The sequence below is a fragment of the Micromonospora sp. NPDC005710 genome, from assembly GCF_040630995.1.
GTDB lineage: Bacteria > Actinomycetota > Actinomycetes > Mycobacteriales > Micromonosporaceae > Micromonospora.
The window spans coordinates 13810-32070 of sequence record NZ_JBEXYP010000006.1 but is presented as its reverse complement, the minus strand read 5'-3'; the positions used below and the strand labels follow the sequence as shown (position 1 = coordinate 32070).

The following is an 18261-nucleotide window of genomic DNA, read 5'->3' as shown; positions in this document are numbered from 1 at the left end:
ATGAGCGATGGCGCCCGGCGGTCGGGGCGCTAAGGTGTAGCGGCGGGATGTCGCCACATCCCTCTTGCGACATGTGCGGTGTCGCTGATCGGCCGTGGTGTAATTGGCAACACCCGGGTCTTTGGTACCCGTATTTCAGGTTCGAACCCTGGCGGCCGAGCTGCCCACCTACGTCCGATTTGGGCTCCGGTGGGGGTAAGAGGGGAACGTGCCGGGCCCCGCGGCTAGCATGGCCGCGAGAGTGTCCGCCGTCCCGACGGGAGCCACGTCGTGCCCCAGCCCCACCTTCGTACCGTCGTCGTACTCGCCGCCGGTGAGGGCAAGCGGATGAAGTCGACACTGCCCAAGGTGCTGCACCCCCTGCTCGGTCGGACGCTCCTCGGCCACGTGCTGAGCGCCGCCACCCCGCTGGGCGCGGACCGCACAGTCGTCGTGGTGGGGCACGGTGCCGACCAGGTCCGGGCACACCTGTCCGAGATCGCCCCGGACGCCACACCGGTCCTCCAGGCCGAGCAGCTCGGCACCGGGCACGCCGTGCGGATCGCGCTCGACGCCGTACCGGACGGCGCCGGCACCGTCGTGGTGATCAACGGAGACGTGCCCCTGCTGCGACCCGAGACGGTCGGCGCGCTGGTGACCGCCCACGAGGAAGCCGCCGCGGCGGCCACCGTTCTGGCCGCCGAGGTGCCCGATCCGGCCGGCCTCGGCCGGATCGTCCGGGACGCCGACGGCCGCCTGGAGCAGATCGTCGAGGAACGCGACGCCGACGCCACGCAGCGCGCGATTCGGGAGATCAACGCCGGTATCTACGCGTTCGACGCGGTACGGCTGCGCGAGGCGCTGGGCAAGCTCTCCACCGACAACGACCAGGGCGAGGAGTACCTGACCGACGTCTTCGGTTTGCTCCGCTCGGCAGGTGAGCCGGTTGCGGTGCACGTCGCCGTCGACCACGTCGAGACGCTCGGCTGCAACGACCGGGTGGAGCTGGCGACGCTGCGCGGTCTGCTGCGCGACCGGGTCAACGAAGCCTGGATGCGCACCGGGGTCAGCCTGCTCGACCCCGCCACCACCTGGATCGACGTGACCGTGGCCCTGGACCGGGACGCCGTGGTCGACCAGAACACCCAGCTGCGGGGCGGCACCGTCATCGGCGCGGGCGCGCTGATCGGGCCGGACGTCACCCTGATCGACACCGTCGTCGGCCCCGCCGCGTCGGTGATCCGCAGCCACGCCGTCGGCGCCGAGGTGGGCGCCGGCGCCACCGTCGGGCCGTACGCGTACCTGCGGCCCGCCGCCCAGTTGGCCGAGAAGGCAAAGGTCGGCACGTTCGTCGAGGTGAAGAACTCGCAGATCGGCGCCGGCGCGAAGGTGCCGCACCTGACGTACGTCGGCGACGCGACGATCGGCGAGCAGACGAACATCGGTGCCGCGTCGGTCTTCGTGAACTACGACGGGGTCAACAAGCACCGGACGGTGATCGGCAGCCACGCGCGGACCGGTGCGGACAACATGTTCGTGGCACCCGTCGAGGTGGGTGACGGGGCGTACACGGCGGCCGGTTCGGTGATCATCGACGACGTACCGGCCGGGGCGATGGGTGTCGCCCGGGCGCGCCAGCGCAACATCGAGGGCTGGGTGGTCAAGCGGCGGGCCGGCACCGCCGCCGCGGAGGCGGCGCAGCGGGCCCACGACGCCACTGATGCGCGGCCGGCCAGCGACGCGAACGGTGCGTCCGGTCCGACTGGTGCCGCAAGCCACAGTGAGGCAATCCACGGGGGGACCGAGACGGTGGGCGGCGCATCCGGCGCGGGAGATACTGCAACCGAATAGTCCCCGACCCACCACCACCGGGTCGGGTACCGCCGACAAAACGGGAGCAGACGGGCCCATGGGCAGCATCGTCGCCGAAAACCGCAAAAGCCTGATGCTCTTTTCCGGACGTGGCTTTCCGGAGTTGGCCAAGGAGATCGGCGAGGTGCTCGGCGTCGCGCCGACCCCGACCGACGCGTACGAGTTCGCCAACGGCGAGATCTTCGTACGGTTCAAGGACTCGGTACGTGGTTCGGACGCCTTCGTGGTGCAGTCCGTGACGCACGGGGTGAACACCTGGGTCATGGAGACCCTGATCATGGTGGACGCGCTGAAGCGGGGGTCGGCCAAGCGGATCACCGTGGTGCTGCCGTTCTACCCGTACGCGCGCCAGGACAAGAAGCACCGCGGTCGGGAGCCGATCTCGGCCCGCCTGGTGGCGGATCTGCTGAAGACCGCCGGTGCGAACCGCATCCTCACCGTCGACCTGCACACCGCGCAGATCCAGGGGTTCTTCGACGGCCCGGTGGACCACCTCTTCGCGATGGACATCCTGGCCGAGTACGTGGAGCACAAGTACGCTGGCCGGCCGATGACGGTGGTGGCACCGGACTCGGGTCGGGTACGGGTTGCCGAGCGGTGGACCGACCGGCTGGGCGGCTGCCCGCTGGCGTTCATCCACAAGACCCGTGACCCGATGAAGCCCAACCAGGTCGTGGCGAACCGGGTGGTCGGTGAGGTGGAGGGTCGGGTCTGCCTGATCGTCGACGACATGATCGACACGGGTGGGACGATCGCCAAGGCCGCCGACATCCTCAAGGAGTCCGGTGCGGCGGAGATCGTGGTCGCGTCCACCCACGCCCTGCTCTCCGACCCGGCCACCGAGCGGCTGAAGAACAGCTCGATCAGCGAGATCGTGGTGACGAACACGCTGCCGCTCCCGCCCGAGAAGCAGCTGGACAAGCTCACCGTGTTGTCGATCGCGCCGCTGCTGGCGCGGGCGATCCGGGAGGTCTTCGACGACGGCTCGGTGACCACCCTCTTCGGTGGCCTGAGCTGAGCACGTAGCCCCGATTCCGCCGCTCGACACGCTGGCGGACGCGGGGTCGGCAAATTGACCGAAACGGGGCCGGCGCGCCGGTGGGAGCACCACCGGCGGGTCGGCCCCGAGCAGTGTTCGGGGACTGCCGGAAACCCTGGAAACAGCTCGGGTAGACTGGTGCGGTTGCCACGGCGAGGGTGCCCGGCGGGCCGCTGAAAAGCGCCGCACGGAGGTGCCGTCATCGACGCGGTGCTCCGGGCAGTCGTTCATGACGCATGAGCCCCAGCGAGCCCCTCGCCCCAGCACCGTTAGACGACAAGCCGCCGCAGCGAAAAGCATCAGGAGTTTCCCCGTGTCCGAGGTAAAGATCAGCGCCGAGCCCCGTACCGAGTTCGGCAAGGGTGGTGCCCGCCGTACCCGCCGGGCCGGCAAGGTGCCAGCCGTGCTGTACGGCCACGGCGAGAAGCCCAAGCACATCGCGCTGCCGTCGCGGGAGTTCGCCGCCGCGATCCGCAAGGGCGGTGCCAACCAGCTCTTCGCGATCGACATCACCGACGGCACCCAGGTGCTGGCGCTGCCGAAGGCGATCCAGCGTGACCCGATCCGCGACACCTTCGAGCACGTCGACCTCATCCTGGTCCGCCGGGGCGAGAAGGTCACCGTCGAGGTCCCGGTCCAGCTGACCGGCGAGGCCGCCCGGGACACCCTGATCGTGCACGACCACGACACCCTCTCGGTGACCGCTGACGCCACCAAGGTCCCGGACCACCTCGAGGCGTCGATCGAGGGCATGGAGGCGGGCACCCAGGTGACCGCCGGCGACGTCGAGCTGCCGACCGGTGTCGAGCTGGCCGCCGACTCGGAGCTGACCGTCGCGTCGGTGACCGCCGCCCCGACCGCCGAGCAGCTCGAGGCGACGCTGCCCGAGGTCGAGGTTGCCACCGACGAGGACGAGGCCGAGGTCGGCGAGACCACCGAGGGCTCCGAGGGTGCCGACGAGACGACCGAGGCGCGCACCGAGGCCTGATCGGTTCGTTCGTACTGTGCGACAGGCGTCCCCGGATGTTCGGGGGCGCCTGTCGGCATATCGGGAGTCGGTGGCATGGGCGTCGGAAGGGACGGGTCGTGACGGACGAGGCGGGGCCGTGGCTGGTGGTCGGCCTGGGCAACCCGGGCCGGGAGTACGCCGGAAACCGGCACAACGTCGGGTTCATGGTGGCTGAGTTGCTGGCCGGGCGGGTGAGTGCGCGTTTCGGCAGGCACAAGCGGGCGGTGGCCGAGGTGGCCGAGGCGCGGCTCGGGTTCGGTGGGCCGAAGCTGGTGCTGGTGAAGCCTCTGACGTACATGAACCTTTCCGGCGGGCCGGTCGCGGCGCTGGCGCAGTTCTACAAGGTGCCGACGACGCAGGTGATCGCGGTTCACGACGAGTTGGACATCGGGTTCGGCCAGGTGCGGGTCAAGTTCGGCGGTGGCGAGGGCGGGCACAACGGCCTGCGCTCGATGTCGAAGTCGTTGGGCACCAAGGACTACACCCGGGTGCGGTTCGGGGTCGGCCGGCCGCCGGGGCGGCAGGATCCGGCGGACTACGTGCTGTCGGATTTTGGCGCGGCCGAGCGCAAGGAGCTGGATTTCCTCGTGGACCGGGCCGCTGACGTGGTGGAGTCGGTGATCACCAAGGGCGTGGAGCCGACCCAGAACCTCTACCACGGCGGCTGAGCCGGGCGGGGCGTACCCGAATCGGAAACTCCGGGCCGGTAGTCTGCGCCTTTCGGCGTGCCGCGACCGGCGACGCGAGTCGCGGCGGATCGGCCCGTTCGGGCAGCGCGGCGAGGCGACGGGAGCGGGCAGATGAGCAGTCCTCCGATGATCGATGGCGCGTTCGCCCGATGGTTGGCGTCCCGGGCCGGTCAGGCGCTGCTCGACCTGCGCACGGAGATGGGTTTCGCCGACGGCGGCGCACTCAAGTCGGCCGGGGACAAGGTGTCGCACGACCTGATCCGCACGGAGCTGGCGAAGTGGCGTCCGGGCGACGCGGTGCTCTCCGAGGAGGACGAGGGGTCGCGGTTGGCCTGGGCCGCGGAGGTGAACACCGGAGCGGTGTCGCGGTTGAACGCGGACCGGGTGTGGATCATCGACCCGTTGGACGGCACCCGGGAGTTCTCCGAGGAGGGCCGCTCGGACTGGGCGGTGCACGTGGCGCTCTGGGCACGCAACGCGCCGAGTCCGCACGGGCTCGTCGCCGGGGCGGTGGGGCTGCCGGCCCAGGACCGGGTGCTGGGCACCGACTACCCGCCGGCGTACCCGCCGATGACCGTCGAGGCGGCGACGGCCGGTGAGCGGAAGATCCGCCTGGCCGCGAGCCGGAGCCGGCCGCCGGTCTTCCTGACCGACCTCGCCGAGGACGTCGGGGCGCACCTGGTGCCGATGGGGTCGGCCGGAGCGAAGATCGCGGCAGTGGTCACCGGCGAGGTGGACGCGTACATCCACGCGGGTGGGCAGTACGAGTGGGACTCGGCGGCCCCGGTCGCTGTGGCGACGGCCACCGGACTGCACGCTTCCCGGATCGACGGTTCTGCGCTGAGATACAACGAGGCGGATCCGCGCCTGCCGGACCTTCTGGTCTGCCGCGAGGATCTCGCCACCCGGTTGCTTGCAGCGCTGCACAGACATTCCGGGTAGCCTGAGCGTCTTCTTGACATGCCCGACCGGAAAGGTCTGGAATTCGGATGAGCGAGCCAATCGAGCTGGTGTCATGACCACCCCGGCGGCGTACCAGGTCTCCCACCTGGACGCCCTGGAGGCCGAGAGCATCTTCGTGATGCGCGAGGTGGTCGCCGAGATGGAACGCCCGGTGATGCTCTTCTCCGGCGGCAAGGACTCGATCGTCATGCTGCGGCTCGCGCAGAAGGCGTTCGCCCCCGCCAACATCCCCTTCCCGGTCATGCACGTCGACACCGGGCACAACTTCCCCGAGGTCCTCGAATACCGCGACCAACGGGTCGCCGAGCTGGGGTTGCACCTCGTGGTGGCGAGCGTGCCGGAGGCCCTGGCCAGCGGCATGGTCCGCGAGTCCGGCGACGGCATGCGCAACCGGATCCAGACACCGGTGCTGCTGGACGCGGTGGAGAAGCACCGCTTCGACGCGCTGTTCGGTGGCGCCCGCCGGGACGAGGAGAAGGCCCGGGCCAAGGAGCGGGTGTTCAGCTTCCGCGACGAGTTCGGCCAGTGGGACCCGAAGAACCAGCGGCCGGAGCTGTGGTCGCTGTACAACGGCCGGCACCACCCGGGCGAGTCGATCCGGGTTTTCCCGCTGTCCAACTGGACCGAACTGGACGTCTGGCACTACATCGCCCGGGAACGCATACCGCTGCCGTCGATCTACTACGCGCACCAGCGCGAGGTGATCGAACGCGACGGCATGTTCTACGCCGTCAACGAGTTCTTCCGCCCCCGCGCGGGTGAGGAACGGTTCAAGGCGCAGGTGCGCTACCGCACCGTCGGCGACGCCTCCTGCACCGCAGCGGTCCGATCCGACGCGGACACCGTGGAGAAGGTCATCGAGGAGGTGGCGGCCACCCGGATCACCGAGCGCGGCGCCACCCGTGGTGACGACCGGGTCAGTGAGGCCGCCATGGAGGACCGCAAGCGGGAGGGCTACTTCTGATGAGCACCGAGATCATGGCGTCCGAGAACGCGGAGGCCCGGGCTGTCACCTCGGCAAGTCCGGAGGCCCGGCCGATGGACCTGCTGCGGTTCGCCACCGCCGGCAGCGTGGACGACGGGAAGTCGACCCTGATCGGGCGGCTGCTCTACGACACCAAGTCGCTCTTCACCGACCAGTTGGCCGCTGTGGAAGCGGTGAGCGCGGCCCGCGGCGACGAGTACACGAACCTGGCCCTGCTCACCGACGGCCTGCGGGCCGAGCGGGAACAGGGCATCACCATCGACGTGGCGTACCGGTACTTCGCCACCCCCCGGCGCAAGTTCATCATCGCCGACACCCCCGGCCACATCCAGTACACCCGCAACATGGTCACCGGGGCATCGACAGCGGACCTCGCGTTGATCCTGGTGGACGCCCGCAAGGGCCTCGTCGAGCAGTCCCGTCGACACGCGTTCCTCTGCTCCCTGCTGCGGGTGCCGCACCTGGTCCTCTGTGTCAACAAGATGGACCTGGTCGACTGGTCGCAGGAGGTCTACGAGCGGATCGCCGACGAGTTCACCGCGTTCGCGGCGAAGCTCGACGTACCGGACCTGACAGTGGTGCCGGTGTCCGCGTTGCGCGGCGACAACATCGTCACCCGGTCGGACAACATGCAGTGGTACGAGGGCCCGTCGCTGCTGCACCACCTGGAGCGGGTGCACATCGCCAGCGACCGCAACCTGGTCGACGTCCGGTTCCCGGTGCAGTACGTGATCCGTCCGCAGTCCACCACTGTCACCGACTACCGCGGCTATGCCGGCCAGGTCGCCTCCGGCGTGCTGAAGCCGGGCGATGAGGTGATGGTGCTGCCCTCCGGCTTCACCAGCCGGATCGCCGCCGTGGAGACCGCCGACGGGCCGGTCCCGGAGGCGTTCCCGCCGATGTCGGTGACGGTACGACTGGCCGACGAGATCGACATCTCCCGCGGTGACCTGATCTGCCGGCCGAACAACGCGCCAGCGGTCGCCCAGGACATCGAGGCGATGGTCTGCTGGATGGACGAGACGGCGCCGCTGCGGGTCGGCGGCAAGTACGCCATCAAGCACACCACCCGCTCCGCCCGGGCGATCGTGCGAGGGCTGCACTACCGGCTGGACATCAACTCGCTGCACCGCGACGAGTCGGCAGACGAACTGCGGCTCAACGAGATCGGCCGGGTACGCCTCCGCACCACGGTGCCGCTGCTGGCCGACGAGTACCGCCGCAACCGCACCACCGGCGGCTTCGTCATCATCGACGAGGCCACCAACCGCACGGTAGGCGCCGCCATGATCGTCGAAGCCAGCTAACCCACCCGCCCCCCAGCCCCGCACCCCCGCCCTCGCCCCTCCCCGCCCTCCCCGGTGATCAAGGGGTTTGCGTCAGGATTCGGGCTCGAATTGACGCAAACCTCTTGATCAACCGGGGGGTGGCGGGGGTGGGCGGGGGTGGGGGTCCGGGCAGCGGGTGGCGGGGTTAGGGGAGGCGGGTGGCGCCGGGGGAGGGGAGGACCGTCACGGTGCCGGGGGCGGTGAAGCCGTGTTCGGCGTACGCGTCGGTCACTGCGGCGGCTGTCGCATCGGCCCGGTCGGCCTCGATCAGCGCGAGCACGCACCCGCCGAAGCCGCCGCCGGTCATCCGGGCGCCCAGCGCACCGGCTGCCAACGCCGCCTCGACCGCGGTGTCGACCTCGGGCACGGTGATCTCGAAGTCGTCCCGCATCGAGACGTGGGAGGCGGTCAGCAGCGGGCCGATGTCGCGGACCCGGGCGGCGCGGAGCAGCGCCACAGTGTCCAGTACGCGCTGGTCCTCGGTCACCACGTGCCTGACCCGTCGCCGGGTCTCCTCGTCGTCGAGCTTCGCCAACGCGGCGTCGAGCTCGTCGACGCCCACGTCGCGTAGGGCGGCAACACCGAGGGCCCTGGCCCCGACCTCGCAGGAGCGCCGGCGGGCCGCGTACTCCCCGTCGGCGTGGCGGTGCGGCGCCCGGCTGTCGATGACCAACACCGCCAGCCCGGCGGCGTCCAGGTCGAAGGGGATGTGCTCGACGGACTCGTCGCGGCAGTCGAGGAAGAGGGCGTGCCCGGCACGGCACCGGATCGCGGCGGACTGGTCCATGATGCCGGTCGGCGCGCCCACGTAGACGTTTTCCGCCCGCTGCGCCAGCCGGGGTTGCAGATCCGGGGCGAGTGCCAGCTCGCCGAGGTCGAGCAGGGCCGCGAGCACTGCCGACTCCAGCGCGGCCGAGGAGGAGAGCCCGGCACCGAGCGGCACGTCGGAGGCGATCGCCATCCGGGCGCCCGGCACCTGGTGACCTGCGTCGCGCAGCGCCCAGACCACCCCGGCGACGTACGCGCCCCAGCCGGTGACCCGACCCGGCTCGGCGACGTCGTCCGCGCCGAAGGTGATCGCCTCGCCGGACAGCTCGGACCAGACCGTCCAGTGCTCCCCGTCCTGCCGGTCGGCCGCGACGACGGTACGCATCGGCAGCGCGAACGGCAGCACGAAGCCGTCGTTGTAGTCGGTGTGTTCACCGATCAGGTTGACCCGGCCGGGGGCGGCCCAGCGGCCGGCAGCCTGGCCGCCGAACTGCGCGGCGAAGCCAGCGGCGGCCCGCTCGGCGACATAATCGGTCGGGTGGGTCACCGTGCCATCTCCGTTCGCGACTGCGGGGCTCGCAAACCCGGCTCACTCCTCGCGCTCACCGTGCCATCTCCGTTCGCGACTGCGGGGCTCGCAAACCCGGCTCACTCCTCGCGCTCACCGTTGCCCCAGGATGTGCGCGCGGTAGAAGGCCCAGGCGTCCCCGACCATGTCGTGCAGGGTCGGCTTCTGCGGCACCCAGCCCAACTCCTCGCGGGCCAGCGCGGACGACGCGACCAGTTCCGCCGGGTCACCCTCGCGGCGTGGGGCGACCTCGACGGGCAGTTGGTGCCCGGTGACCTCGCGGACCACGTCGACGACCTGGCGGTTGGTGAAGCCGTTGCCGTTGCCCAGGTTGTAGATCCGGTGCTGGCCGCCGGTTGCGGCGTCCAGCGCCAGCAGGTGCGCGCGGGCCAGGTCGGCGACGTGGATGTAGTCGCGGACGCAGGTGCCATCCACTGTGGGGTAGTCGTCCCCGAAGAGCTGGAGCTTCTCCCGCCGGCCGGCGGCGACGTCCAGCGCGATCGGGATCAGGTGCGTCTCCGGGTCGTGTCGCTCGCCGAGCGTGATGTCGCCGTCGAGGTGGGCGCCGGCCACGTTGAAGTAGCGCAGCGACACGGCGGCCAGCCCGTGCGCGATCGCCTCGGAGGTGAGTGCCATGTCGACGGCGAGTTTGGTGGCGCCGTACGTGTTGGTGGGTGCCTTCACCGCGTTCTCGGTGATGGGCAGTTCGGTGGGGTTGCCGTAGACGGCGGCGGTGGATGAGAAGACCATCCGGGGCACCCCGGCGGCCCGGACCGCGTCGATCAGGGCGAGCGTGCCGATGGTGTTGTTCTGCCAGTACAGCTCCGGCTTGACCATCGACTCTCCGGCGGCGATCAGGGCGGCGAAGTGCAGCACCCCGTCGAACCTGGCGTCCGCGGTGATGACCCGGGCGGCGTCGTGGATGGACGCCTCCACGTGGGTGGCGTCCGGGGCGAGAGCCGCACGGTGGCCGGTGCGCAGGTCGTCGAGGATGACCACCTGGTGACCCGCGTCGAGCAGCATCCGGGTCACCACGCTTCCGATGAAGCCGGCGCCCCCGGTGACGAGCAGTTTCACGTCGTTGCCTCCTGCCTGGCCCGCCCCGGAACGTGGCCCTTCGGTGATCACACTAGGGCGGTGGTCGGCGCCCTCGCCGACACCACCGTCAACCCCATTCCATCATAATCTCTCACGTTTAAACAGAGCCGAACATTCAGGCAGTGCTCCGCGTGATCCCCGGTGCGGCGGGCACCCGGTGTCTACCATCTCTGTCATGCGGGAAGTGGCCCGTGCCGGGCTCCGGCGACGCGTGCGGGTGAACCCCCGCCGCGACCCTGGTCCGTTCGCCCGGGCCGTCGCCCGGGTGCTGGTCCGTGCCGCGGACGGCACCACCCGGATCGTCACCGATCTGCTCGGGACCGGTCCGACGGCCGGCCGGGAGCGCATCTCCGAGGCCGACCTTCGGGACCTCGTCGCGGCGAACACGGTGCTCGACCCGGACGAGCGGCGGATCATCGACGAGGTCCTGGTGGCCGGTGCCAGTCTGATCCGCGAGGTGATGATGCCGCGTACCGAGGTGGTCTTCCTCCCGGCGCGGCTGACCATCGTCGAGGCCGCGCGACTGGTCCGCGCCGAAACGCACACCCGCTACCCGGTCACCGACGGCACCCATGACGACGTGGTGGGCTTCGTGCACCTCCGTGACGTCCTGTTGCGCCCGGACGTCGACCCGTGTGTCACAGTCGGCGAACTGGCCCGCGAGGTGACGCGGTTCCCGGGCAGCAAACGGGTGCTCGCCGCCCTGACCGAGATGCGCCGGGAGGGCCAGCACCTCGCGGTGGTGGTCGACGAGTACGGCGGCACGGCCGGGATCGTCACCCTGGAGGATCTCATCGAGGAGTTGGTCGGTGAGATGCACGACGAGTACGACACCGCCCCGGACCCGGTGCACGACGGCCTGCCCGCCGTGGTGGACGGTCGCCTCAACCTCGCCGACTTCGCCGAGCGGACCGGGGTGACACTTCCCTCCGGACCGTACGAGACGGTGGGCGGATTCGTCATGGCCGCGCTGGGTCGGCTTCCGGTCAGCGGTGACGAGGTGCCGGTGCCCGGTGAGCCCACCGAGGTCGGCGGGCCCGATCCGGCCGAGATTCCGGCCGGCTGGCTGCTGCGGGTGCTCACGTTGGACGGCCGACGGGTGGCCCGACTCGCCGTCTCCGCCAACCGTGCCACCGAGCAGCACCGCGAGCAGAGCAAAGAGCAGCACCGCGAGGACGACGCCGGGCCGGCCTCGGCGGGCAGTCCCGAGCGGGCCCGGGAGACGGTGGCGGGGCAGCACCGCCGGGTCGCGGTCGGGCCGACGCGCCGGGTCGGCGCTGGCGAACCACGCGAGGTCAGCACCCCGGCACCGGCGGGCCGGAGCCGACCCGCCGGCCCGTCATGACGGACCGGGTTGCTTGCTGACAGAATTATCGCCATGTCCGACGTTCCCGCCCGGCCCCGCGTCTTCTCCGGCATCCAGCCGACAGCCGACTCGTTCCACCTCGGCAACTATCTGGGTGCGGTCCGGCACTGGGTGGCGCTACAGGACACTCACGACGCGTTCTACTGCGTGGTCGACCTGCACGCCATCACCGCGGGGCACGACCCGGCGGTGCTGCGCCAGCGGACGAGGGTGGCCGCGGCCCAGCTCTTCGCGGTCGGGCTGGACCCGGAACGCAGCACTCTGTTCGTCCAGTCGCAGGTGCCCGAGCACCCCCAGTTGGCCTGGGTGCTCGGCTGCATCACCGGCTTCGGCGAGGCGAGCCGGATGACCCAGTTCAAGGACAAGTCGCAGAAGCAGGGCAACGAGCGGGCCAGCGTCGGGCTGTTCACCTATCCGGTCCTCCAGGCCGCCGACATCCTGCTCTACCAGGCGAACGCGGTGCCCGTCGGCGAGGACCAGCGCCAGCACCTGGAGCTCTCCCGGGATCTGGCCCAGCGGTTCAACTCGCTGTTCGGTGCGACGTTCACGGTGCCCGCCCCGCACATCGTGAAGGACACTGCCAAGATCACCGACTTGCAGGACCCGACGGCGAAGATGTCGAAGTCGTCGTCCTCGCCGGCCGGGATCATCGATCTGCTCGAAGATCCGGCCCGCTCCGCGAAGAAGATCCGTTCGGCGGTGACGGACACCGGCCGGGAGATCGTCTTCGACGCCGAGACCAAGCCGGGTGTGTCCAACCTGTTGACCATCTATTCGGCGCTCAGTGGTCGCAGCATCGACGAACTGGTGGCCGCGTACGCGGGCCGCGGTTACGGCGATCTGAAGAAGGAGCTGGCCGAGGTGGTGACGGACTTCGTCCGCCCGATCCAGGAGCGCACCCGCGCCTATCTCGACGATCCGGCGCAGCTGGACAAGCTGCTCGCGGCCGGCGCGGAGAAGGCCCGTGCGGTGGCCGCGACGACCCTGCGATCCGCGTACGAGCGGGTCGGGTTCTTCCCGCCCGTACGTGGCGAGTAGCGCCGCGATACCTGTGGACGGGTCGGTGCTCGGAGGGGCGGCGCGCAGCGTGGATCGCAGTGGCGGGGTGCCGCCGACCGGCGACACCATCCAGATCGGCATCGCGGTGGACATCCCCGAGCCGTGGGGTGTCCAGCTCACCCGGCGGCGGATCGAGGCCGGCGACCCGCTGGCGGTGCCCGCGCACGTGACGTTGCTCGGCCCCACCGAGATCCAGACGGCGAACCTGCCCGCTGTCGAGCGGCACCTGGCCGCCGTGGCCGCCGCGCACCTGCCGTTCACGCTGCACCTGAGGGGCACCGGCACGTTCCGTCCGGTCACCCAGGTGGTGTTCGTCGCGGTGGCCGCCGGGATCAGCGAGTGTGAATTGCTGGCCGCGGCCATCGCCGCGGCGCCGGGCCTGCACCGTGAGCTGCGCTTCCCGTACCATCCGCACGTCACGGTGGCTCAGGACGTGGCACCGGATGCCCTGGACCGGGTGTACGAGGATCTGGCCGACTTCTCCGCGATGTTCGAGGTGGACGCGTTCACCCTCTTCTCGCACAGCGGTGAGGCCAGATGGCAGCCTCGTCGCGACTTCTGCCTCGGCGACTGAGGCGCCGGCAGTCGGGCCGCCGGCAACCGATCCGTCGGCGACGCGCCGGCTGGCGAGCATCGCAAGCCTGTTGCCCCTACAGCGGTGGGAGATCGGCGAGGATGATCGCGTGAACGTGATCGGCCAGATCGAGGCGGGCATCGACCGCTGGGTGAGCGCCGCGCGCCAGCGGTCGGGGCTCTTCGATCATGTGTGGCGGGCCGGCGTGCTGTACGGCGAGGTGCTGGCCGGCCGCCTGGCCGCCGCCATCGCCTACTACGGGTTCTTCGCGGTGTTCGCCCTCGCCCTCGTGGCGTTCTCCATCTTCGGCGCGATCCTCGAGGACAACGACGAGGTCAGCGCGGCGGCAGCCGGTTTCCTCAAGGAGAATCTGCCGTTCCTGGACGCCCAGCAGATCGCCAATTCCAGCGGCACTGTCGGTGTGGTCGGCCTGGTCATCCTGGTCTTCACCGGGATCGGATGGGTGGAGGCCATCCGGTCCTCCCAGCGGCTGATGTACCAGCTCAACCAGCAGCCGGGCAATCTGGTGGTGCGGCGGCTCGTCGACCTGGGCGTGATGATCGGTGTCTTCGTGCTGCTCGGCGTCTCGGTCGCGGCGGTGGACGCGTTGGAGTCGCTGCTGCGTTTCCTGCTGCGCAGCACCGGGTCGGTCGGTCTGACCACGATCAGCGCGGTGCTCAGCGTGCTCGTCAACACGGTGCTCGCCACCGCGTTGCTGCTCGCCGTGCCCCGGCTGCGGATGAGCCGGTCCCGGCTCCGCCCGGTGGTGCTGGTGGTGGCGGTCGGAATCACGCTGCTGAACACCGTGGGGCGGTACTACGTGGTGCGGACCGAGCGGAACCCTGCGTACACCGTGGTGGCCGGCGCGGTCGGTCTGCTGCTCTACCTGTATCTGCTCAACCAGCTGGTGCTGTTCGGCGCGGCACTTCTGGCGACGAGCACCAGTGGGCGGGTGGTGGACCTGGCGGAGGCCCCCGCCCCACCGGACGATGTCGACGAGGGCATCGATCCCGGTACGCCGGGCGGTGCGGGCTGATGACGGAAGGCGTACAGGTGCTGATCTCGGTCGATCCGGATTCGTCGGTGCCCCCGTACGAGCAGGTGCGTGTGCAGCTCGCCGAGCTGATCGGCGACGGCCGGTTGCCGGTGGGCAGCCGACTGCCCACGGTCCGGCAGCTCGCCGCCGACCTGCGGTTGGCCGCGAACACTGTCGCCCGCGCCTACCGCGAGTTGGAGGCGGCCGGGCTGCTGGAGACCCGGGGGCGCAACGGCACCTTCGTCGCCCCCGGGCGGGACGACGCCGTCGACCGGCTGCAGCGGGCGGCGGCCGGCTACGCGGCGGAGGCGGCCCGGCTCGGCGTGCCGCCGGCCACCGCGCTCGCCCTGGTGCGCGCCGCCCTGGACGCTGTCCGCCCTGGCTGACCGGGTGCCGATCGACAGTCGGACGGGCGAAAACTGAGAAGAACGGCGTCGGCGCTCGCGTTCGCGGACCATGATGAGCCGGTGGGCGCACTCATGACACTGGACCTGCCGGCGGACTCACCGCTCCTCGGCCTGCCGTGGATCATCACTTTCGGTCCGCTCGGTGACATCGACGAGTGGGAGCCGGTGGTCTGCGGGCCGTACGAGCGACCGCACGCGTTGGCCCTGGCCGAGGCGGTGGTGGCCGAGGAACAGTTGATGGCAGTGGTGGAGCCGTTGCTGCCGGCGCTGTCCGCCGACGAGATCCGCAGCGAGATCGCCGCCGCCCAGGTCGCCGCCGAGGACGAGGCCCGCCAGGTGGAGGGGGCCGACCTGTACGGGGACTTCGAGGACGTGATCGACGAGGAGTTGGACGCGGCAGCCGACGAGGCCGGCCACGGTGAGCCCGTCGTGCCGCCGGACGAGGCCGAGGTACGGGACGGATTCACCCGGATCGCGGCGTTGCTCACCGCGAAGTGACGACCTGGGTGGGTGGGAACGGACACCGGCGCCACACGGAGCGGACTCCGCGTGGCGCCGGTGGCACCTCACCCCCCACCACAAGGGGCCGGTAGCCCAGTCGCCCGTCGGCGCGGGGCACAACGAACGACCAGGTCGTGAACGAGTTACCCGTTCAGCGCTGTTCCAACCAGACTGCGGCGTCAATTGGCAGCAGCTGGCCGGAGCCCTGTTCGGTGAGCTGGTCGCTGGCGACGAGTGGCCGGCCGTACCCGTCGATCAGGACCGGCGCGCCGCTGAGGTTGACCACGCAGGTGAGCACTGCCGAGCCGGAGGTGCGGGAGAAGGCCAGCACGCCCGGCTCGCTGTCCCGCCAGGTGACCCCGTCGGCGTCGAGGGCGAGTGCGGGGTGGTCGTGTCGGATCCGCAGCGCGGCCCGGTACAGCTCCAGGGTGGAAGTGGGCACTCCGGTCTGCGCCGTGACTGACAGCGCCTGCCAGACCGCCGGGGCGGGGAGCCAGCTCAGCTCGCTGCTGGCCGGCCCGAAGCCGTACGGGGCCAACTGGCCGCTCCACGGGATGGGCACCCGGCAGCCGTCGCGGCTCTCCCCGGTGCGCAGGAACGCCGGGTCCTGGCGCAGTTCGTCGGGGAGGTCGAGGACCTCCGGTAGGCCCAGCTCCTCGCCCTGGTAGAGGTAGGCGCAGCCCGGCAGGGCGAGCATCAGCAGGCTGGCGGCCCGGGCCCGGCGCAGCCCTTCGGCACCGTCGCCGTACCGGGTGACGTGCCGTTGCTTGTCGTGGTTGGAGAGCACCCAGGTGGTCGGTGCCCCGACCACCGTCGCCTCGGCCAACGCGGTGTCGATCACCTTGCGGAACGAGTCGGCCGACCAGGTGGCGTCGAGGAAGTCGAAGCTGAATGCCTGGTGCAACTCGTCCGGGCCGATGTAGCGGGCCAGGCGCTGCGGCGTCTCGGCCCACGCCTCGGCGACAGCCATCCGGCCGCCCGGGTAGCTGTCCAGGATGGGCCGCCATGCCCGGTAGATGTCGTGCACCTCGTCCTGGTCGAAGTAGGGCAGCCGGCCCTTGCCGAGCAGTTCGACCTGGCGCTGGCCGGTGGTCATCGAACTGAAGCCGACGTCCGGCAGCCCTTCGGCCTTGATCATGCCGTGGGCCACGTCGACGCGGAATCCGTCGACGCCCCGGTCCAGCCAGAACCGCAGCACGTCCTCGAACTCGGCGCGGACCTCCGGGTGGCGCCAGTTCAGGTCGGGCTGCGAGCTGTCGAACAGGTGCAGATACCACTGGCCGTCCGCGATCCGGGTCCAGGCGGGGCCGCCGAAGATGCTCTCCCAGTCGTTCGGGGGTAACTCGCCGTGGGCGCCCTGGCCGTCGGCGAAGAGGTAGCGGGCCCGCTGCGGTGAGCCGGGGCCGGCGGCGAGCGCCGCAGTGAACCAGTGGTGCGCGTTCGAGGTGTGGTTGGGGACCAGGTCGACGATGACGCGCAGACCGTGAGCGTGCGCGTCGGTGATCATCGCGTCGAAGTCGTCGAGGGTGCCGAACATCGGGTCGACGTCCCGGTAGTCGGCCACGTCGTACCCGCCGTCGATCATCGGCGAGGTGTAGAAGGGGGTGAGCCAGAGCGCGTCCACCCCGAGGTCGCGCAGGTAGGGCAGGCGCTGCCGGATGCCCTGGAGGTCGCCGGTGCCGTCGCCGTCGCTGTCGGCGAAGCTGCGGACGTACACCTGGTAGACGACCGCGGAGCGCCACCAGTCGTCGTCGGTGGCGTGGTGCGGGGTGGCGGTGCTGATCATCCGAGCAATATGCCGGCCGGTTGTTGCAAGAGTCAAGCAGTTCTTGCGTAAGAAAGGCGCGCGGAAGTCGGCGCGACAGCTGTGGAACCGCGCACCACCAGCTCCGGGCGGAACAGGTACTCCGAGTGCGGGGCGCCGTGCCCGTTGATCTCGTCCACCAGGGCGCGGACGGCGGCCACCGCCATCGCGGTGACCGGCTGCCGCATCGTGGTCAGTGGCGGGTCGGTGAAGGCCATCAGCGGGGAGTCGTCGTAGCCGACCACCGAGAGGTCGTCGGGCACTGTGAGGCCGCGTTGACGGGCGGCCCGGACCGCGCCGAGCGCCATCAGGTCGGAGCCGCAGACCACGCCTGTGACGCCACGGTCCAGTAGGCGGCCGGCTGCCGCCTCGCCACCCTCCACTCCGAACAGTGACAGCTCGGCCAGTGGGCCCAGGTCGGCTTCGGCGACGCCGGCCAGCCGGGTCATCGCGGAGCGCCAGCCGGCTGCCTTGCGCCGCACCGGGACGAACCGGTCCGGGCCGGTGATCAGGCCGATCCGCCGGTGCCCGAGCGCGACCAGGTGGGCGACTGCCAGCTCGGCCGCCTCCCGGTCGTCGCAGGAGACGAAGGGCGCGCCGATGCTCGGCACGTACCCGTTGATCATCACGACCGGCAACGGCCGGGCGAGCAGCGCCCGGTAGCGATCGTGATTGGCCGCGGTGTCGGCGTGCAGGCCGGAGACGAAGACGATCCCGGAGACCTGCCGGTCCAGCAGCATCTCCACATACTCGTCCTCGGTCACGCCGCCGGCGGTCTGGGTGCAGAGCACCGGGGTGAACCCGCTCTGCGCCAGGGTCGACTCGATGACCTGGGCGAAGGCGGGAAAGATCGGGTTGTCCAGCTCCGGCACCACCAGGCCGACCAGCCCGGCGCTGCGCTTACGCAGCCGGGCCGGGCGCTCGTACCCGAGCACGTCGAGGGCGGTGAGGACGGCCTGCCGGGTCTCCGGGGCCACGCCGGGGCGGTCGTTGAGCACCCGCGACACCGTGGCCTCGCTGACTTCGGCCTGCTGGGCGATGTCGGACAGTCGAGCGCGCATGGCGGCACTTTAGCCCACCGGCAACTTCTTGCGGGGTGCTCTGCAAGCCCTTCCATTACTTGCAACGTCTTGCTAACGTCCCCGCAACATGCGACAGCAGCGGCGCGGCATCGATGCGCCGGTTGGCACGAACTTCCAGAGGTTTCCCCTGACGG

Annotated in this window: 16 protein-coding genes, 1 tRNA gene and 1 pseudogene; 14 read left to right on the top strand and 4 right to left on the bottom strand. The window is 70.7% G+C overall.

All coding sequences use genetic code 11. From position 1 onward, the window contains the following. Positions 1-88 precede the first annotated feature (88 nt). The 8 genes from ABZ406_RS10035 to ABZ406_RS10000 all read left to right on the top strand — a co-directional run bounded on the left by ABZ406_RS10035 (position 89) and on the right by ABZ406_RS10000 (position 7843). Positions 89-160: transfer RNA gene (locus ABZ406_RS10035), tRNA-Gln, on the top strand. A gap of 110 nt (positions 161-270) precedes the next feature. Next, the gene (gene glmU / locus ABZ406_RS10030; protein WP_357758261.1) at positions 271-1830 is read left to right on the top strand and encodes a bifunctional UDP-N-acetylglucosamine diphosphorylase/glucosamine-1-phosphate N-acetyltransferase GlmU; all 1560 of its coding nucleotides are present in this window, start codon (positions 271-273) and stop codon (positions 1828-1830) included. Positions 1831-1888: 58 nt separating this feature from the next. Then, positions 1889-2869 carry a ribose-phosphate diphosphokinase gene (locus ABZ406_RS10025; RefSeq protein WP_357758258.1) on the top strand — a complete coding sequence of 327 codons (981 nt, stop codon included), beginning with the start codon at positions 1889-1891 and terminating at the stop codon, positions 2867-2869. A gap of 334 nt (positions 2870-3203) precedes the next feature. After that, entirely contained in the window at positions 3204-3878 is a 675-nt protein-coding gene (locus tag ABZ406_RS10020) for a 50S ribosomal protein L25/general stress protein Ctc (protein WP_357758255.1), read from the top strand. 98 nt (positions 3879-3976) lie between these two features. Next, positions 3977-4567: an aminoacyl-tRNA hydrolase gene (pth, locus tag ABZ406_RS10015; RefSeq protein WP_357758252.1), complete on the top strand. Its 591-nt coding sequence runs from the start codon at positions 3977-3979 to the stop codon at positions 4565-4567. A gap of 132 nt (positions 4568-4699) precedes the next feature. Next, positions 4700-5530: an inositol monophosphatase family protein gene (locus tag ABZ406_RS10010; protein WP_357758249.1), complete on the top strand. Its 831-nt coding sequence runs from the start codon at positions 4700-4702 to the stop codon at positions 5528-5530. A gap of 73 nt (positions 5531-5603) precedes the next feature. Further along, positions 5604-6515 carry a sulfate adenylyltransferase subunit CysD gene (gene cysD / locus ABZ406_RS10005; protein ID WP_357758246.1) on the top strand — a complete coding sequence of 304 codons (912 nt, stop codon included), beginning with the start codon at positions 5604-5606 and terminating at the stop codon, positions 6513-6515. A gap of 14 nt (positions 6516-6529) precedes the next feature. After that, the gene (locus tag ABZ406_RS10000) at positions 6530-7843 is read left to right on the top strand and encodes a GTP-binding protein (RefSeq protein ID WP_357758980.1); all 1314 of its coding nucleotides are present in this window, start codon (positions 6530-6532) and stop codon (positions 7841-7843) included. 166 nt (positions 7844-8009) lie between these two features. On the opposite strand, the gene galK is transcribed toward ABZ406_RS10000, so the two are convergent. Both galK and galE read right to left on the bottom strand, forming a co-directional pair. Then, the gene (galK, locus tag ABZ406_RS09995) at positions 8010-9179 is read right to left on the bottom strand and encodes a galactokinase (protein ID WP_357758242.1); all 1170 of its coding nucleotides are present in this window, start codon (positions 9177-9179) and stop codon (positions 8010-8012) included. A 114-nt stretch (positions 9180-9293) separates the two neighbouring features. Further along, on the bottom strand, positions 9294-10277 hold the full coding sequence (gene galE / locus ABZ406_RS09990) for a UDP-glucose 4-epimerase GalE (RefSeq protein WP_357758238.1): 984 nt from the start codon (positions 10275-10277) through the stop codon (positions 9294-9296). A 196-nt stretch (positions 10278-10473) separates the two neighbouring features. Here galE and ABZ406_RS09985 point away from each other — a divergent pair. From ABZ406_RS09985 to ABZ406_RS09960, 6 genes and pseudogenes are all read left to right on the top strand, one after another. Then, positions 10474-11427, top strand: a pseudogene (locus ABZ406_RS09985) (hemolysin family protein); the annotation flags it as partial. A 249-nt stretch (positions 11428-11676) separates the two neighbouring features. After that, complete coding sequence (gene trpS, locus ABZ406_RS09980) at positions 11677-12702, top strand: tryptophan--tRNA ligase (RefSeq protein ID WP_357758235.1); 1026 nt, start codon at positions 11677-11679, stop codon at positions 12700-12702. A gap of 25 nt (positions 12703-12727) precedes the next feature. Then, a complete protein-coding gene (locus tag ABZ406_RS09975) occupies positions 12728-13297 on the top strand; it encodes a 2'-5' RNA ligase family protein (RefSeq protein WP_357758976.1) in 570 nt (189 codons plus the stop codon). Positions 13298-13406: 109 nt separating this feature from the next. Beyond that, on the top strand, positions 13407-14333 hold the full coding sequence (locus tag ABZ406_RS09970; protein ID WP_357758232.1) for a YhjD/YihY/BrkB family envelope integrity protein: 927 nt from the start codon (positions 13407-13409) through the stop codon (positions 14331-14333). Continuing rightward, positions 14333-14719: a GntR family transcriptional regulator gene (locus ABZ406_RS09965; protein WP_124856404.1), complete on the top strand. Its 387-nt coding sequence runs from the start codon at positions 14333-14335 to the stop codon at positions 14717-14719. Before ABZ406_RS09970 ends, ABZ406_RS09965 begins: the two co-directional genes overlap by 1 nt. Before the next feature lie 81 nt (positions 14720-14800). Then, on the top strand, positions 14801-15238 hold the full coding sequence (locus ABZ406_RS09960) for a hypothetical protein (protein WP_357758229.1): 438 nt from the start codon (positions 14801-14803) through the stop codon (positions 15236-15238). 154 nt (positions 15239-15392) lie between these two features. Here ABZ406_RS09960 and ABZ406_RS09955 read toward each other — a convergent pair whose 3' ends face one another. Continuing rightward, positions 15393-17027 carry a glycoside hydrolase family 13 protein gene (locus ABZ406_RS09955; protein ID WP_357758225.1) on the bottom strand — a complete coding sequence of 545 codons (1635 nt, stop codon included), beginning with the start codon at positions 17025-17027 and terminating at the stop codon, positions 15393-15395. 32 nt (positions 17028-17059) lie between these two features. Beyond that, positions 17060-18106, bottom strand: a complete 1047-nt coding sequence (locus ABZ406_RS09950; RefSeq protein WP_357758222.1) for a LacI family DNA-binding transcriptional regulator — start codon at positions 18104-18106, stop codon at positions 17060-17062. Positions 18107-18261: the final 155 nt, after the last annotated feature.

Excerpts from the sequence above, each read along its gene's own strand:
- ABZ406_RS10025 (WP_357758258.1), top strand. The coding sequence starts at position 1,889 with ATGGGCAGCATCGTCGCCGAAAACCGCAAAAGCCTGATGCTCTTTTCC.
- ABZ406_RS10010 (WP_357758249.1), top strand. The coding sequence starts at position 4,700 with ATGAGCAGTCCTCCGATGATCGATGGCGCGTTCGCCCGATGGTTGGCG.
- cysD (WP_357758246.1), top strand. The coding sequence starts at position 5,604 with ATGACCACCCCGGCGGCGTACCAGGTCTCCCACCTGGACGCCCTGGAG.
- ABZ406_RS10000 (WP_357758980.1), top strand. The coding sequence starts at position 6,530 with ATGGCGTCCGAGAACGCGGAGGCCCGGGCTGTCACCTCGGCAAGTCCG.
- trpS (WP_357758235.1), top strand. The coding sequence starts at position 11,677 with ATGTCCGACGTTCCCGCCCGGCCCCGCGTCTTCTCCGGCATCCAGCCG.
- ABZ406_RS09965 (WP_124856404.1), top strand. The coding sequence starts at position 14,333 with ATGACGGAAGGCGTACAGGTGCTGATCTCGGTCGATCCGGATTCGTCG.
- ABZ406_RS09955 (WP_357758225.1), bottom strand. The coding sequence starts at position 17,027 with ATGATCAGCACCGCCACCCCGCACCACGCCACCGACGACGACTGGTGG.
- ABZ406_RS09950 (WP_357758222.1), bottom strand. The coding sequence starts at position 18,106 with ATGCGCGCTCGACTGTCCGACATCGCCCAGCAGGCCGAAGTCAGCGAG.